Origin of the sequence: Pseudoduganella sp. S-14 (genome assembly GCF_049913285.1) — a bacterium.
In the GTDB taxonomy this organism is placed as follows: domain Bacteria; phylum Pseudomonadota; class Gammaproteobacteria; order Burkholderiales; family Burkholderiaceae_D; genus Rugamonas.
In genome coordinates this window covers 2,065,904-2,081,569 of sequence record NZ_CP183991.1, presented here as the reverse complement: position 1 = coordinate 2,081,569, position 15,666 = coordinate 2,065,904, and the positions used below count along the sequence as shown (strand labels likewise).

The 15,666-nt window shown below is 63.0% G+C and carries 16 protein-coding genes; 6 read left to right on the top strand and 10 right to left on the bottom strand.

Annotated features, from left to right (window positions below; genetic code table 11):
• Positions 1-131 precede the first annotated feature (131 nt).
• Positions 132-2,258, top strand: a complete 2,127-nt coding sequence (locus ACN9MZ_RS09520; protein ID WP_426341913.1) for a hypothetical protein — start codon at positions 132-134, stop codon at positions 2,256-2,258.
• 51 nt (positions 2,259-2,309) lie between these two features.
• On the opposite strand, the gene ACN9MZ_RS09515 is transcribed toward ACN9MZ_RS09520, so the two are convergent.
• The 3 genes from ACN9MZ_RS09515 to ACN9MZ_RS09505 all read right to left on the bottom strand — a co-directional run bounded on the left by ACN9MZ_RS09515 (position 2,310) and on the right by ACN9MZ_RS09505 (position 5,266).
• Positions 2,310-2,516 (bottom strand): CsbD family protein, encoded by a 207-nt coding sequence (locus ACN9MZ_RS09515; protein ID WP_426341912.1) that lies wholly within the window; start codon positions 2,514-2,516, stop codon positions 2,310-2,312.
• Between the two features lie 80 nt (positions 2,517-2,596).
• On the bottom strand, positions 2,597-3,211 hold the full coding sequence (locus ACN9MZ_RS09510; RefSeq protein WP_426341911.1) for a class I SAM-dependent methyltransferase: 615 nt from the start codon (positions 3,209-3,211) through the stop codon (positions 2,597-2,599).
• Positions 3,212-3,220: 9 nt separating this feature from the next.
• Positions 3,221-5,266 (bottom strand): M13 family metallopeptidase, encoded by a 2,046-nt coding sequence (locus ACN9MZ_RS09505; protein ID WP_426341910.1) that lies wholly within the window; start codon positions 5,264-5,266, stop codon positions 3,221-3,223.
• A gap of 232 nt (positions 5,267-5,498) precedes the next feature.
• On the opposite strand from ACN9MZ_RS09505, the gene ACN9MZ_RS09500 reads away from it, so the two are divergent.
• Together ACN9MZ_RS09500 and ACN9MZ_RS09495 are read left to right on the top strand one after the other, a co-directional pair.
• Positions 5,499-6,314 carry an HDOD domain-containing protein gene (locus ACN9MZ_RS09500; RefSeq protein ID WP_426341909.1) on the top strand — a complete coding sequence of 272 codons (816 nt, stop codon included), beginning with the start codon at positions 5,499-5,501 and terminating at the stop codon, positions 6,312-6,314.
• A gap of 162 nt (positions 6,315-6,476) precedes the next feature.
• Complete coding sequence (locus ACN9MZ_RS09495; protein WP_426341908.1) at positions 6,477-6,743, top strand: flagellar protein FliT; 267 nt, start codon at positions 6,477-6,479, stop codon at positions 6,741-6,743.
• A gap of 314 nt (positions 6,744-7,057) precedes the next feature.
• On the opposite strand, the gene ACN9MZ_RS09490 is transcribed toward ACN9MZ_RS09495, so the two are convergent.
• The gene (locus ACN9MZ_RS09490) at positions 7,058-8,266 is read right to left on the bottom strand and encodes a hypothetical protein (RefSeq protein ID WP_426341907.1); all 1,209 of its coding nucleotides are present in this window, start codon (positions 8,264-8,266) and stop codon (positions 7,058-7,060) included.
• Positions 8,267-8,391: 125 nt separating this feature from the next.
• Here ACN9MZ_RS09490 and fumC point away from each other — a divergent pair, with 125 nt between their 5' ends.
• From fumC to ACN9MZ_RS09475, 3 genes are read left to right on the top strand one after another with little or no spacing between them, the layout of a single operon-like run.
• On the top strand, positions 8,392-9,789 hold the full coding sequence (gene fumC / locus ACN9MZ_RS09485; protein WP_426341906.1) for a class II fumarate hydratase: 1,398 nt from the start codon (positions 8,392-8,394) through the stop codon (positions 9,787-9,789).
• A 53-nt stretch (positions 9,790-9,842) separates the two neighbouring features.
• Positions 9,843-10,073, top strand: a complete 231-nt coding sequence (locus ACN9MZ_RS09480) for an RNA-binding S4 domain-containing protein (RefSeq protein ID WP_426341905.1) — start codon at positions 9,843-9,845, stop codon at positions 10,071-10,073.
• Positions 10,074-10,098: 25 nt separating this feature from the next.
• The gene (locus ACN9MZ_RS09475) at positions 10,099-10,386 is read left to right on the top strand and encodes a DUF883 family protein (RefSeq protein WP_426170334.1); all 288 of its coding nucleotides are present in this window, start codon (positions 10,099-10,101) and stop codon (positions 10,384-10,386) included.
• Here ACN9MZ_RS09475 and ACN9MZ_RS09470 read toward each other — a convergent pair.
• The 6 genes from ACN9MZ_RS09470 to ACN9MZ_RS09445 form a co-directional block, all read right to left on the bottom strand.
• Complete coding sequence (locus ACN9MZ_RS09470; protein WP_426341904.1) at positions 10,366-11,979, bottom strand: DUF692 family multinuclear iron-containing protein; 1,614 nt, start codon at positions 11,977-11,979, stop codon at positions 10,366-10,368. The two genes, ACN9MZ_RS09475 and ACN9MZ_RS09470, sit on opposite strands and share 21 nt — an antisense overlap.
• A gap of 3 nt (positions 11,980-11,982) precedes the next feature.
• Positions 11,983-12,249, bottom strand: a complete 267-nt coding sequence (locus tag ACN9MZ_RS09465; protein ID WP_426341903.1) for a DUF2282 domain-containing protein — start codon at positions 12,247-12,249, stop codon at positions 11,983-11,985.
• 115 nt (positions 12,250-12,364) lie between these two features.
• On the bottom strand, positions 12,365-12,565 hold the full coding sequence (locus tag ACN9MZ_RS09460) for a YjfB family protein (RefSeq protein ID WP_426170328.1): 201 nt from the start codon (positions 12,563-12,565) through the stop codon (positions 12,365-12,367).
• A gap of 52 nt (positions 12,566-12,617) precedes the next feature.
• Positions 12,618-13,139 (bottom strand): molybdopterin-guanine dinucleotide biosynthesis protein B, encoded by a 522-nt coding sequence (mobB, locus tag ACN9MZ_RS09455; protein ID WP_426341902.1) that lies wholly within the window; start codon positions 13,137-13,139, stop codon positions 12,618-12,620.
• A complete protein-coding gene (locus ACN9MZ_RS09450) occupies positions 13,136-13,990 on the bottom strand; it encodes a general secretion pathway protein GspB (RefSeq protein ID WP_426341901.1) in 855 nt (284 codons plus the stop codon). Before ACN9MZ_RS09450 ends, mobB begins: the two co-directional genes overlap by 4 nt.
• 1 nt (position 13,991) lies before the next feature.
• Positions 13,992-15,662, bottom strand: a complete 1,671-nt coding sequence (locus ACN9MZ_RS09445; protein ID WP_426341900.1) for an AAA family ATPase — start codon at positions 15,660-15,662, stop codon at positions 13,992-13,994.
• Positions 15,663-15,666: the final 4 nt, after the last annotated feature.

The following is a 15,666-nucleotide window of genomic DNA, read 5'->3' as shown; positions in this document are numbered from 1 at the left end:
AGGGCCGTCACCGAAATCTGAGTGCCAGCACCAATTCGCATCACGTCCACGCGCAATACATTGCTCGCTATGCCGCCCTGGAACCCCGGGGTGGCAAATCCCCTGGATTGTCAACATTAGCGAGGTGTGCCATGGCTCAGTCCGCCGAAAAATCCATTACGTTCCGCATCACCAGCGAGGAACGTCCCGACTTCAAACATCCCCTGGTGCTTTACCTGTTCGACACCCAACAGCAACTCAAGCAGCGCGTCGAAGTAAAGGAAGGCAAGGCGGAACTTGCGCTGCCACCAGGAGGACTGGGGCATATGCGCCTGTTCGTCGCACCGTTCAACGAACGGCTCGACGCCAAGGCAACGCCGGCCAGGCTGGAGCGCATGGGCGCCTATGAACCTGTGCTGCATGTCGAAGGCCGCCTGGAGAGCCTGATCGACATTCCAGGCTCCCTGATCGATATCTGGCCGTTTTGCTTCTGCCGTGTGCGCGGCCGCGTGGTGCGAAACGACGACAATCGCCCGATCTGCCATGCGCGAGTGCATATCTGCGAAGTGGACCGCATTCCGTTCTGGATCGATACCCTGCCCGATCATGACCTGTTTCACCTGCGCGACGATTTGCTGGCCATCCTGCGCTTGCCGCCCGTTCCAGACCCCGATCCCGGTCCTCTGCGCTTGCCGCTGCGCTTTGCACAACCAGCGCCTTCCAAGGCAGCACAGGCAATGAACGACATCGCGCTGCAGATGCCCGACATGCCGGCCGGCTTGCCGCGCATGCTGCGCAACGCATCGTCGACGCACCTGCGGGCGATGTTGCGAGAAAACTGGACCGTACTGATTCCATGGTTCTGCTACTGGCCGCACTGGTGGCACCGGCTGCGCTGTGACGAGATGGCCGTCGTCGAAACCGACGGGAGTGGCCACTTCGACGCCACCCTGATCATCCCTTGCCACGGCGACCAGCCCGACCTGTATTTCTGGGTTGAGTTCAATTTTGGCGCAGGTTACGAGACGGTCTACCGGCCCGCCATGGCTTGCCACACTTACTGGAATTACCATTGCGGCAGCGAGGTGACGATCCGTATCACCGACCCCAGGGTGCCATCGTGCGATCCGAACCCTGACCTGTCCGGCTGCCAGCTGATCTTCAACACCATCGGCTCCAATATCACGGTGAACCAGTTGCAAACATCCGGCACGGAGGGCACGACCCTGGGCGGAGCACCGCTTGGCGGCACCCTGGAAATGCGCGTCGACTTCAGCCGGACCACGCTGATCGCGATGGGGATTCCTTACTATCAATGGTCATATCGGCGCTTGACCGGGCCGAACGGCACGTCGACCGTTGCCGCTCCCGGTTCGGTTCCGTTGAACGACTGGCGCGTGATGACACATGCCGTCTACCGCTACTACCGCGACGGCGACAGCTATCCATCCGAACCAATGGGACCAGTGCCCGCTGTCGGCCCCAGTCCCGAAAACCTGTTCCGGATCCAGCCCGCGAATCCCCCTTCCGCCTCAGGCTACTGGTATGAGATGTCGGAACATATTGACAAGGCGACGGCCTACTTTGAAACCGATATCCTGCCTGGCGCGCCGCGAGCCGACGCAGTGCTGGCGGAAGACCTGGCCGCCGGACTGTATGAAGTGAAGCTGGAACTGTTTGACTCATCCGGCGCGAGGGTCGTGGACTGGGATGCCCGGCATATCGATTTGCGCGTCATGGACCAACCGGCCGGAGCACCAGTCCTGACCACCAGCAGTGCCCCTGAGTACAACAGGGTGCGCGAAGGAGGACAGACCTGCGCCTTCCGCATGGTACTGCGCGTCGACAACAACCGCTGCGCGGCGGATATCCTGCCAGTGGATGGGGGAGTCTCGCCAGACCCGGAATGCGGTTTCCATCTGTACACCGGCCCGGACAGCCAGGCGCACGTGTCATTCCTGGCCCGGCATCCGAATCACTTTGCCACGTTCACGTTCCAGACTACCCGTGCGGCGACATCCATCAGCAGCGGGGCCGCGGACACGACCGGCAGAAGTGGCGACGCTGCGGGGACCCATGGCTTTACCCAAGGCGCGAATTTCGTCTACGGGAAAGACGTCACGGTGTCGGAAATCCTGGGCGAATGTGACAACGCGGCATTTTCGGAAGCGCTGTCGGTCCAGGCTTGGGCAGTCAATGGCTACGGGCAGATTTATACCTATGACGCCCACGACCACGCCGCATTCGCGCTCGCCAAGCCCTGCCCTACCTGTAGCTGATCAGCACAGCAAAGCCGGGCTGCGGGAGAGCCGGCCTTGCTGTGTGATCACTTATTGACGATTGCCGCGGTCGATCAGCTCGTCCGTGGCATCGTCGATGGCTTCACGCAAGTCGCCGCGCTGTTTCTGCAGCTTGCCTTCAGCCTGCTTGGCGACGCCCTTCACCTGCTGTTTCGAGCTGCCGACCAGTTCGCCGGTTTCTTCCTGGATCTTGCCGCCGATTTCCTTGGCCTTGCCCTTCACTTGGTCCTTGTTCATGATGCGCTCCTCGTTAAATAAGTGCGACGAGCAAATCATACGAACAGGCATCGACACCTACTGTACGCAAGCTAACAGAACTAAGCTTTACGCCAGACTGAAGCCAGCCATGGCTGCTGTTCGCGCGGCAAGCCTGCCGGGCGGTAATAGTGGGTGATGGGTTCGAAGCCGGCTGCGGTGACCACTTCAGACCAGGTCTCGAAATCGTAGTAACAGCCGTAGCGCGGACCGTTCCAGCCTTCCTCATTGTGACCGCGAGGGTTGGAGCTGAACAGCACGCCGCGCGGCTTCAGCGCTGCATGCAGGCGCTTCAGCACATCGGGCAGCACGGCACTGGGAACGTGGAACAGGGAGGCGTTGGCAAAAATGCCGTCAAACGACAAGGGCGGCAGATCCAGCGCGACGAAATCCTGGTGCAGGACAGTGCAGCCGCTCCAGTTCTGCGCCATTTCCACGAAATGGGCTGAGCCGTCGAGGCCGACCGGCACATGTCCAAGCGCCTTGAAGGTGCGCAGGTCGCGGCCAGGGCCGCAACCCAGGTCAAGGATGCGGAACGGAGGCGTTCCTTCAATCGCATCGAGCAGCGCCGCAATGTTCTGGCTTACGTCGTGATCGCGCGTACCTTCGAGGAAGGCTTGCGCATTGCGCTCGTAGTGTTCCAGCGTGCGGCGGGTGATCTGCTCGATGTCGTCCATCCCCCTACTTTACCAGACACGCACGCGCTGTTCAGGCGCCAGGTACAGCTTCTGGCCAGGCTTTACGTCGTAGGCCTGGTACCAGGCGTCCAGGTTGCGCACGGTGTAGGTGCGCCACTTGGCCGGCGAGTGGCCATCGGTCATGACCTGGTTGCGCAGCGAGGCGTCGCGGGCCTTGTTGGCCCAGCTTGCGGCATAGCCGTTGAAGAAGTCGCGGTCTTGCGCCGGGGTGGCCTTGCCGCCCAGCGAAACGTGGTAGGCATCCAGTGCTGCAGCCAGGCCGGCCAGGTCGGCCAGGTTTTCGCTCAGGGTCAGAGTGCCGTTCAGCTTCAGGTCAGGGAAGGCTTCATAGGCGTCGTACTGCGCCACCAGCTTGGCTGCAGCCTGCTTGAAGTGCTCGCCGTCTTCCTTGGTCCACCAGTCGCGCAGGCGGCCCTTGGAGTCGAACTGGGCGCCCTGGTCGTCGAAGCTGTGGCTGATCTCATGGCCGATCACCGCGCCGATCGCGCCGTAGTTCAGCGCATCGCTAGCCTTCATGTCGAAGAATGGCGGCTGCAGGATGGCGGCAGGGAAGTTCAGCGCATTCTGCATCGGCATGTTCACGGCGTTCACCACGTGCGGCGGCATGCACCATTCGGTTGGGTCAACCTTCTTGCCCAGTTTTGCCAGCTGCTGCTTGTAGTGGAACTGCTCGGCGCGCAGGGCGTTGCCCATCGCATCGTCAGCCTTGATTTCCAGGCCTTCGTAGGAAGTCCATTTGTCCGGATAGCCCACGCCAACGTACAGGGTGCGCAGTTTTTCCTGCGCTTCCTTCTTGGTGGCAGGGGCCATCCAGTCCAGCGCATCGACGCGCTTGCGGAACGAGTCGACGATATTGGCTACCATGGTTTGCAGGCGCGCCTTCGCTTCAGCCGGGAAGTAGCGCTCGACGTACATCTTGCCGGCGGCATCCGGCACCGCGTTATTGACTGCGCTCAGGCCGCGCTTCCAGCGCGGCGACAGTTGCGGCGTGCCGTTCATGGTGCGGCCGTAGAATTCAAAGCGCTGGTCGACGAAGGCTTTCGGCAGGAAGCCGCCGAAGTGGTTCACGGTGTGGAAGGCCAGGAAGTCCTTCCAGGCTTGCAGCGGCATCTCGTTCACCAGGGCGGCGCTACCGGTAATAGCGGTCGGGTGATAGACGATGAACTTGTTCTGCTTGCCCAGGCCGGCGGCGCGGAAGAAGGCGCGCCAGTCCATGCCTGGCGCCTTGGCGGCGAAGTCGCGCATGGTCCAGGTGTTGTTGGCTTTCTGGATGTCGGCTGAATCTTCGCGGCTGCCGTGGGCCTGGGCCAGCTTGCGCTCCAGCTCATACACGCGCGCGGCGCGGGTTTCCGGCTCGCTGTAGCCGGCCAGCTTCAGCATGGCGGCGATGTGGGCCTGGTAGGCGGTGCGCAGCTGGTGCATGCGCTGGTTGTCGTCCAGGTAATAGGCGCGGTCCGGCATGCCCAGGCCACCCTGCAGGATGTAGGGAGTGTAGTGCTTCGGGTCGGTCAGGCCCTGTGCGATCCAGATGCCGAACAGGTTCTCGGTATAGAAATTGGTGGAGTTCAGCGGGTCCACGTCGGCGCGAATCGAGGTAGCCAGTGCGCGTACCAGGCCAGCCTTGTCCTTGATGGCGTCGATCTTTTCCAGTTCCGGCTTGAGCGATTTCAGGCCATGCGCTTCAATTGCCGCTTCGTCCATGAAGCTGCGGTAGAAGTCCGTCACGCGGCGGGTGTCGCCGGTTGGCGATTTGGCGGCGGTTTCGTCGATCAGCTTGACGATGCGCTCGTTGGTCGCATCGCCCAGCGCCGAACCGGCGCCCCAGCTGCCCTTGTCGGCCGGGATCTGGGTCTTGGCCAGCCATTCGGCGTTCACATGGCCAAAGAAATCGTCGCCCGGCAGCGGGACGGCGTCTTGCGTTTGCGCGGCCGGGGCTGCCTGTTGGGCAATCGCCGGGGCCAAGCCAAAGGTGGCGCCACAGAAGGCCAGGGTAAGGGCCAGCCTGAGCGGCGTAACGCGGTTGGATGCTTGCATTTTTTGTATCCCTATCTAGTTATAAGTGGCGGAATGAGCCAGGCTGCACTCTAACTGCAACGCAAGCGTGACATCGCCCCATTGCGACAGACTGCAAATTTCGGGGATCAAGTGCAGAAAGCTGGGATTGCTGTGCAGCGCTGCCAACGAATGTTAAAAACTTGCTGCACTCCCCTCTGGAATCGCTATATAGTTTCACCCACAGCAACGCCGAATTTAGAGGAGATTTTTCATGAAGCTCGAAGCACTGTTCCAGAATCCAACCGCGTTGCCAACCGCCCCGAAGGTTGTTGACGAATTGATCAGCAGCTTCGACAAGGCCAGCGTCTCCACCGAGGAAATTGCAAAGAAACTGTCGGCCGACCCCGTGCTGAGCGCCAAGCTGCTGCGCCTGGCCAATTCCGCCTACTATCATGTGTCGCGTTCGATCGGCACCGTTGAAGATGCCATCCTGATGCTGGGCTTTGTCACCGTGCGCACGCTGGTGATCAGCTCCGGCCTGGTGAGCGGCTTCAAGACGGTTCCCGGCATGGATTTGCGCCAGTTCTGGCGCTACAGCCTGCGCACCGCCGTAGGCGCCAAGTTCATCGCCAAGGCTTGCAAGCAAAACACCGATCTCGCCTTCACCATTGGCATGATGCATGCGATCGGCCAGCTGGTGATCCATGCCGGCATGTCTGAGCAGGCGCAGGCGCTCGACAAAGTGGCAAGCACGCTGGACGAGCGCCGCCTGGAAATTGAAAAGGACGCGCTGGGCTACACCTATGCCGACGTGGGCGCCGAACTGGCCAACCGCTGGAAATTCCCGCCAACCTTTGGCGAGACCATTGCCGCCATCCCCAATCCCGGCGAGAACGAGCTGGCTGCAGTGATTCACCTGGCAGCCTGGCGTGCCCGCGTCGACGAGAACAAACTGTCCCCGGACGCAATCGCGGCCTGCTACCCGAACGAAGTTGCGGAAAGCCTGGGCCTGGAAGAGAACGCGCTGATTGACCAGATGCCATCGCTGGACGAGCTGAGCGCCGGCCTGGATGAACTGATCAGCTAATCGATTTCGCTTAATGTCTGCCGTTGTGACCCTTGGGATGGGGGCGCAACGGCATTTTTTTGGAATTTTCTCAAATATTTTTCAAAAAGACCCTAAAGTTCCTTCCGAGCCTGACGTTAATCCTGACATGCGGTACTCCGCGCACAGAATCCAAGGCTCAAAATGTCCTCGACCCAAATTCTCGCTACCTACGAAAAAATTGCCGGTTTGACCAGCCAGATGGTGGGCGCCGCGCAGGCCAGCGACTGGGATTCGCTCGACAGCATGGAAAACCAGTGCGCTGCGGCCTCGGTAGCCCTGATGGGCGGTGCCGCTCCCCTGCAGGGTGATGCCCGCAAGCGCAAGATCGAACTGCTGAAGCAGATCATGGCAAACGACCGCGCCATCCGCGATGTCACCGACTCTTGGCAACACCGCCTGCACGGCTGATTGCAAAGAACCCAACTAAAGCGCCTCCGGGCGCTTTTTTTTGTTTCAAAACAAAAGGCGCCCGCTAGGGGCGCCCTGGAATTCGGAGGGGCGAGCACCAGGTATCTCCTGGCGTCGCCTCAGCGCCGGTTGCACCCGGCGTTCATATTGCCTCAGTCGGCTATGAACTGCTTCCAGACGGGGTCGTTTCTTCAACGTCGCTCTGCGATTCGCGTCACGCTATCGGTGGTGACTGCGGCAGAACCCGGTCCGTGTGAGCCCAGTATAACGCAGGTAAAAAAATCTTGTCCAGCACTGCAATGCAACGGTAGTTACTAGTGTGCAGCAACCTCCACTGCGTCCTCCAGCGTTGGCACGTCATCCTCCGCGCTCCCTTTCTTGCGGAAGGATTGCCAGATCTTCAGCGGGCCTTTCGCCTGGCGCTTGCGCAGGAAGTAGATCAGGCCGCCGAGCGCCGCCAACCCCGCCAGCACACCGCCGGCGATCATGGCCAGCCGGCTGCGCGGATTGGCCGCGAGATCGGCTGCGACGCCGGGCTTGACAGGAGTGGCGCCGGGTTTGACTGGCGTCGCGCCTGGCTTGTTCGGGGCAGCGGCTGGCTTGGCAGGCGCGGCTTCGGGTTTCAACTCGACTGTTCGTGCAGGCGCAGCGGCAGCAGGCGCCACCATGGCGGTTTGCAGGCGATGCACTTTGCCTTCGATATCGGCCAGCTTGCTTGTCATGGCTTCACATTGACGGAGCTGGGCTTCCACCTGCTGCGCGGGGGCGCAAGACTGTGCGGGCGCGGAAGCCGCCGGCGCAGCGGGGACGGCTGTGGGCAGGTGTGCCGGTTTTGAGGTCCGCTGGCGGAGAGGAGCCGTCGTCCCGGACTCAGGGCCTGGCTCCCCCTTCGGACCGGTGGCCAGTGCAGCTTGCGGCACAGGGTTGGCACTTCGTTCCTGGGCCTTCGCCAAGGCGACCTGCTGACGGTGTGCAAAGGCACGCCGGGCGGCCTCGTTCAATCCTGCCTCGCCGTTGTCTCCCGATGTGGGAGGGGCGGCGGCTGGCTTGCTTGCTGCAGCGGCCAGAGGCAGCGGCGGCGGCGCCGGCATCGCGGCCACAGCCGCAGCGCGCTGGCCCGGTGGTTCCGGCGTCAGCCAGAGCGAGGCGGCTCGGATGATCTGCCGCCCGCCGCTATTCAACTCCAGGAAAAGATGCAAGGCCTCGGCATCCACTGGCTGCAGCGTGGTCAGGTGCAGGAAGCGTTTGTTGTCGCGCTTGGCAATCGAGACATGCAGGGCGCCAAGCGCAGGCGGCATGGCCACATTGGCGCCCTTGAACACGTCCGGATTGGCGAGCCGAGCCTGGATATCGGCCAGGTCGGCCGCAGTCAGGTCGACCAATTCGATGTCCGCCGAAAGCTGCTGGCCAATGTGGGAATTGACCTTTATTTCGCCCAGCTCGGCCGCCCGCAGCGAACCGCACAGGGCAGCGGCGCAGATCGGCAGCGCAAAGGCGCGGATGATCAATCGTTTGCTTAACATGGAGGACAGGCCTATTACTTCAATGTACTCATTAACGGCAGAATATCCCGATTTTGTAGGCCTCGGCAGAGTAAGCAGCATTGGCGTTAGAATCCAGACATCACTTTCCAACAAGGGAGCCGTAAATGAACAGCAGAACCGAGCGCGACAGCTTTGGCCCGATTGAAGTTCCCGCCAGCCAGTTGTGGGGTGCCCAGACCCAGCGCTCGCTCGAGCACTTCCGCATTTCCAGCGAACACATGCCGGCCGAACTGATCGCCGCCCTCGCCAGCGTAAAGCGCGCGGCGGCCAAGGTGAATGTCGACCTCGGCGTGCTCGATAGCGTCAAAGCCAAGGCCATCATGCAGGCCGCCGATGAAGTCCTGGATGGAAAGCATCGGGGCGAATTCCCGCTGGCCGTGTGGCAAACCGGCTCGGGCACCCAGTCCAATATGAATATGAACGAGGTGCTGGCCAACCGCGGCTCCGAGCTGATGGGAGGCGAGCGCGGCGAAGGGCGCAAGCTGCACCCGAACGATGACGTCAACAAGGGCCAGTCGTCGAACGACATTTTCCCCACCGCGATGCATGTGGCGGCGGCACAGGCAGTCGCGAACAATGTGCTGCCAGCCCTGCGCCAGCTGCGCGCCACGTTGCAGGCGAAGGCGCAGGCGTTCGAGGGCATCGTCAAGATCGGCCGCACGCACCTGCAGGATGCGACACCGCTCACCCTTGGCCAGGAGTTTTCCGGCTACGTCGCCCAACTGGACTATGCGCAGAAAGCCATCGAAGCCACCCTGCCCGCCGTGCTGGAACTGGCAGCCGGCGGCACCGCGGTGGGCACGGGACTGAATTCGCACCCGGAGTACGCCAGCCGTATCGCAGCCGAACTGGCGAGCCGCCTGAAACTCCCCTTCCGCACCGCCGACAACAAGTTCGCCGCACTGGCCGGGCATGACGCCCTGGTATCGGCTCACGGCGCGCTGAAAACCCTCGCCACGGCACTCATGAAGCTGGCCAACGACGTGCGCTGGATGGCTTCCGGCCCGCGCTCTGGCCTCGGTGAAATCCGTATTCCCGAGAATGAACCGGGCAGCTCGATCATGCCGGGCAAGGTCAACCCGACCCAAAGCGAAGCATTGACCATGCTGTGCTGCCAGGTGTTTGGCAACGACGTGGCCATTACCGTTGGCGGCTCGTCCGGCAATTTCGAACTGAACGTCTTCAAGCCGCTGATCGCCCACAACTTCCTGCAAAGCGCCCGCCTGCTGGCCGATGGCATGCGCAGCTTCGACGAGCATTGCGCCCATGGCATCGAGCCGAACCTGGGGCGCATCGAAGAATTGATGGAACGGTCGCTGATGCTGGTCACCGCCCTGGCCCCGCATATCGGTTATGATCGCGCCGCGCAAATCGCGAAGAAGGCGCAGCACGAGGGCACGACCTTGAAAGAAGCCGCACTGGCCCTTGGTTTTGTGAACGAAAGCCAGTTCAACGAGTGGATTGTTCCACTGGAGATGACCAAGCCAGGCGGCAAGGGTTAATGCCAGGTGGGAATACAACACCTCCGCGCCAACCCAACAGAAAGAGGATTAAAATGCAGAAAGTAAATTTCGAATTGACAGGCGAGTACATCGAGCTGAACCAGCTCCTGAAAGTGGTCGGCCTGTGCGACAGCGGCGGCGCCGGCAAGCAGATCGTGGCTAGCGGCGACGTCAAGGTCGACGGCAAACAGGAGTTGCGCAAGACGGCGAAGATCCGGGCGGGCCAGAAGGTGCGCCTGGGCGACGTGCAGATCGACGTTCATGCCGAGGGCAGTGCGGCCTGATTGATCCGCGCGGAGGGTTAGCTCCATGGATGGTCCCGACGAGAAGCAAGCGCAGTCCCAGGAACAACTGATCGGCGACCTGCGGCAGGTCATCGAGAATGCCGAAGAGCTGCTCAAGAATACCGATCACTACACCAGCGTGCTGTACCAGTCGGCGCGCGCCAAACTGTCCCAGGCTTTGCAGGCAGCGAACGAGGAACTGGAACGGTGTGAAGATGCGCAGCTCCTGCGCATGATCGAAACCACCCACCGCGCCAACCTGCTGTACCGGGATTCGTCCGGCGAAGACAAGTTAATGCGGGCGTTTCACTAGGATTTGCTGGCGCAGCCATTGCTGGAGGCTGGCGGCAACGTCGAAGTTCTCATCCAGCGCAAAGGCGGCGTCCAGCGCGGCGCCGAATGCCTTCCCTTCTTTTAATGCCTGCAGCGCTGCGTATTGCGGCACTTGCAGCAGCGTGACCTGGGCTGTCCATTCGGGGCGGCTGAGCAGCGCGCGGCTTGGCTCGTCCATCTTCCGTGGGAATGGCTTACCCTGATGGGCCAGCCAGAGGGGCACGACTGCCCATTCCGATTCAAATAGCTGGGCGGTAGGCTGCCAGGGGAAGCTTTGGCCCTCCACCGTTTGCGGGTTGATGTCCTTCGCTTGCAGCGCGGGCTCGTGCCGCGCGTAGTGGATGCGGTGCAGTTGCCATTCCAGGCGCGCCATGTCTGGCAGGTAGGGCAAATCCTTGACGTGCTCGAAGCTGCGCAGGAAGGGCTCGAAGTGTGCGCCGAAGCGGTTCAGGTCTCCACTGTCGGAAGGGTGGGTGCGGCCGTATTCGCGCGCCAGGGCGGCGAAGAATTCTGCGCCCACCAGTTGCGCAATCACGGGATAAGCGGCGGCCAGGGCCTTGGTCCAGGTCGAAGTCAGGTTGCCTCGGTATAGCCCGAAGCGTTCGCCGTGCCTGAGCTGTAGCGTGGCCTCAGCAGCGGGCGAGAACAAGGCGTCGGAAAATGCTTGCTGCTGCGCGGCCAATGCGTCGCAGCCAACCGGCAGGCATTGCCCGCTCCTGCTCCCGATGCCCCAGTCGACTTTCTCAGGAGGCGGAAAGTTTTCGGCAATCGCAGCTGCCTTGGCGGCCTCGCCAAGCAGGACTTCCAGGGGCGGGATATCCGTGTCCCATTCGATCAGCGTGGGGACGGCGCCGAAGCGGCTTAATGCTGCTTCGTACAGGCGCCAGACCGAATCGGCGACGGCTGCGCCGTGGTGGTCAACCACGGCATCGGGTGTGGCGAGGTGACCGGCGAGATGGATTTCCCCGACTGTGCCGGGGGCGATCGCCTGCAGCGCCGCCATGGCGTCTTCGCCGTGGTTCAGCTGGTTGACGTAGAGGTTGTTCACGTCCAGCAGCAGGCCACAGCCGGTGCGGCGCGCGAGTGCGGCGAGGAATTCTGCTTCGCTCATCGTGTCGTCGGCGAAGCGCACGAAGCTGGAAACGTTTTCGAGCAGGATGGCGCGGCCAAGTGCATCCTGCACGCGCCCTACCCGCTCTGCCAGCAGGTCGAGCGCGGCTTGGTTCAGCGCCAGCGGCAGCAGGTCGTTGAGGTGGCGGTCGAAAATGGCGCCCCAGCACAGGTGTTCCGAGACCAGCGCCGGTTCGATTCGCTGGGCGAGGCTCACGACACGCTCCAGGTGACCGGCGCTGAAACCGCGTGCCGAGCCCAGGCCCAGGCCTACGCCGTGCAGGCCGATCGCGTAGTCGCGCCTCAGTTCCTGCAGTACGTGGAAGTCGCCGCCGGCCTGGTCGAGGTAGTTTTCAGTGTGGACTTCAAGCCAGGCGGCGCGTGGCCGCTGCTCAAGGAACTGGCGGTAGTGCGGTGCCCGCAATCCAATGCCAGCTCCCCGCGCCACGGCGTGTTGCGCCATTGATTATTTAGCTGGCGCAGCGGTCTTGCCGCCGGCTTTTTCGCAGGTGCCTTTGGCGACGAATTTCCATTCGCCTGCCATATTGTCGGTCTTGGCCTGGTTGGAGCAGCCATGGGTGCCGGTGGCGCAGTCGTTCTGGCCAGCCTTGGCGATGCCGTAGCACTTTTCTTTTTCCGCTGCTGGCTTGTCCTGGGCTGCGGAAGCAAGGCTGCTGGTAGCGGCGCAGGCGGTGGCCAGGGCGGCGGCGATCAGGGCTTGACGGTTTTTCATGCGGGGTCTCCTCAGTAGGTTTGCAGGTCTGCGATTAGACCATAAAAAAAACCCGCTGGCACCGGAGCCGGTGCGGCGGGTTCGTTGCGGCCTGCGCGAGGTCTGGCGACCGCGTTCAGGCGGTGGTGTTGATGTTCTGGCCGAGGTGGGATGGCAGGTTGGCGGCAGGCGTCGCAGGCGGAATCGCTTCGATCAGGGCCTGGGCGCTGGATGCTTGCACGTCCATTGCTCTTTTTAACACGGCGTAACCAACCTCGGTACGATTGCTCGTATCGGCCATTGTTGTAGCCAGTTTTGCAATGCTCATTGCATCCATTTAAACCTCCCACTGATATCTATCCAGATTTACGGATGGGATTTGGCGAACTTTAGGCCTGGCGCGGGATTTTTTTGATTAACCACCCCAAAACGGTGTCGGGACGGTTCAGATCGAGCCATTGCAGGCGGGGCGGCAGGCCTTCCGGGGCTGGCTGGTCGGAGGCGACGGCGACAATCGTATGGTCGTCGAGGTAACGCGGCGGCTGGCCGGTGATGGCGCGGTAAACTTCCAGCTTGTCGATTTGCCATGCGTGGAAGCCTTCCACCAGGGTCAGGTCGGCGGGCTGCAGGCGGGCCAGTTGCTCGTCGGCGCCGGGTTCTTCGGCTCCACGCAGTTCGTGGATGATGGCGAAACGATAAGGCGAGGCGATCATCACCTCGGCGGCGCCGGCATGGCGGAAACGGGCGCTGTCTTTCCTAGGCGGCTCGAGCTCGAAGTCATGGTGGCTATGCTTGATGACGTTGACTTTCCAGCCGCGCGCGGCCAGCTCGGTGACCAGGTATTCGATCAGGGTGGTCTTGCCGCTGCCGGAGGGACCGGTGACGCCGACGACGTTCTGCTTGTTGCTCATAGCGGTACCCGGTAGCGGTAGCCGCGGAAGCTGAAGATGGCTTGCTTGGGCTGGAGCTTGTCCAGGATCAGGCCGGGGGCGACTTCCTCGCCCTCCCTGCGCAGCACTTTGTCGATCAGGAGCAGGCGATCCGCGGGATTTTTCGAATACATGTAGCCACCAAGGGTGATCTGGGGGATGGCGCGCTGGATTGGTTCAGGGAGCTCGCGCAAGGATTGCACCTGTTCTTCTGCCGGCGCTGGCGCCGGGACTGGAGCCTGCGGTTGCGCTGCGACCGGGACTGCACGCATCACGTCTGCACCGCGGGCCGCGGTTCCGGCTTGCTTCTGGGCGGGCAACTGTGGAGCCTCCGCGGCGCGGGCTGCGGGTGGCGCAGCGACGACGCGGGCGTCGGCAGCGCGCTGGTTGGCCGCTGGCTGGCCGAGGGCTCGCCGAGCTGGAGGCGCTTCTCCTGGGCGTGCTGGCGCCTGGCTTGCGGTGATCGCTGCGGCCGGCGCTGCCGGGACGGCGCCGGCAACGGTGACTGCGGGAGCTGCCGGTGCGCTGTGGGCGTCGCCGCCTGGTCTGGAAGCTATGGCCACAGGCGTGGCGCTGCTGTTGGCTGCTGCCGGGCCCTCGGCCGGAGCCGCGGCAACCGGCGCGCTTGCGGCTGGCTGCTGGCGCACCAGCATCGTCGCGAGGCCGGCGATGGCGGCTGCCATCAGGGCCATCGCCACGATCACCGGCGTACGATTGCTGCGCGCCCCCTGCCCGGCCGGCACGCTGGCCAGCGTGGGCGCGTGGATGGTCGGGGTGCTGCCGATCTGGCGTTCGGCCTGCGCTTTTTTGAGTGCTTCGAGAATATAGGACATATTAATTACCCGCCTTGGCCAACAGATGCGGCTCGGTCTCCCTGCCCGGCTGCGACAGGCGGATGAAAGTTCGCGGTCCCGCCACGCCGTCGGCCTTCAAGCCTTGGGCAAGCTGGAACTCGCGCAAGTATCGCAAAGTTTCGCCGGCTAGTGGCAGGTTCTCGCGCGGTTTCTTGACCCCGTTTATTTGCGCCAGGCGGCGAGCCAGCCAGTCGACATCCGGGCCTTTATCGCCTTCGCTGACTTCCTCGCGCCAGGAGCGCGGCGCCCGCCAGAAGGTGGTGAATGTGCCGTCGAAGCGGGCGTCCAGGGCGTCGATCGATACCGTTTCCATGCCGCGCGCTCCAACCAGCGTGGCGCTCTTGCCGTCGATGGCCGTCAGCAGGACATTGCGCGGCAGCGAATCGCCGTCGCGCAGTTTGATGATGGCGGGGCGGTCGAGATTGCGGATTTCTTCGAGACCGCCCTTGCCTTGCATGCAGCGCAGGTTGTGCCGGGAAGCTTCGGCGCAACCCTCACCTTCCGACAACGCTACCTCCCACTTCGCCGCCAGTTGGCCCAAGGCAGCATCCATCGTTAGCCAGCTTGGTGCGACGAGCGTGGCTGGCGATGCAGCCCCTTGCGGCGCCGTGGCGGCGGCCGAAGCGGAACTTGCAGCGGCGGCCTGCGTCACGCCGCCAGCAGCCTGCGAGGCACGGGAAGCAGCCTGCGCGGCGGCGGGTGCCTGCGGCGCGGCGGCAAGCGCGGTAGCGGACGGTGAGCGCGCCGCCGGCATCAGCTGCCATGCCGCGGCGGCAGTCAGCGCAGCCCCCGCCAGGACACCGGCTGCAGCCACGCGCCACGCCCGCGCCTTGACTGGAGCGCTCTCGCCGGCAAACACTTCCTGCGCCGCGCGGCGCAAGATGACGGCATTGACCTGCGCGCGATTTTCAACGTAAGCGCCAAGCAAAGCCCGGTCGCACAAGAGGTTGATCCGACGCGGCACGCCTTTGCTCAATTGATGGATGCGCCGCAGCAGCCCGCGCGGGAACAGTTCCACCGCGCCGGCGCCGGCCACCGCCAGCCGGTGCTGGATGTAGCTGCCGACTTCCGCCTCGGACAACGGCCCCAGGTGATAGCGCGCAATCACGCGCTGCGCCAGTTGTTCGAGCTCCGGGCGCGCCAGCATCTGGCGCAGTTCCGGCTGGCCGATCAGGATAATCTGCAGCAGCTTGCGCTCGCTGGTTTCCAGGTTGGTCAACAGGCGCAACTGCTCCAGCACGTCGGCCGACAGGTTTTGCGCCTCGTCGATGACCAGCACATTATTCAGGCCCGCCGCATGCGACTCCAGCAGGTAGCTGTTGACCGCATCGACATAGGACTTGACGCTCGCCCCTTCCGGTGCCACGCCGAATTCATCGCACACCGACTGCAGCAGTTCTTCCACCGTCAGCTTGGGATTGAAGATATAGGCCAGACGGCAGTCGGCCGGAACCTGTTCGATGAAGCAGCGGCACACCGTGGTCTTGCCGGCGCCGATCTCGCCGGTGAGCAGCACGAAGCCGCCGCCGCTGCCCACGCCATACAGGAGATGCGCCAGCGCCTCGCGGTGCCGTTCGCTCATGAACAGGTATCGCGGGTCGGGGGCAATCGAAAACGGCTGCTGTCTAAGGTTGAAGTATTGCGTGTACATGGTG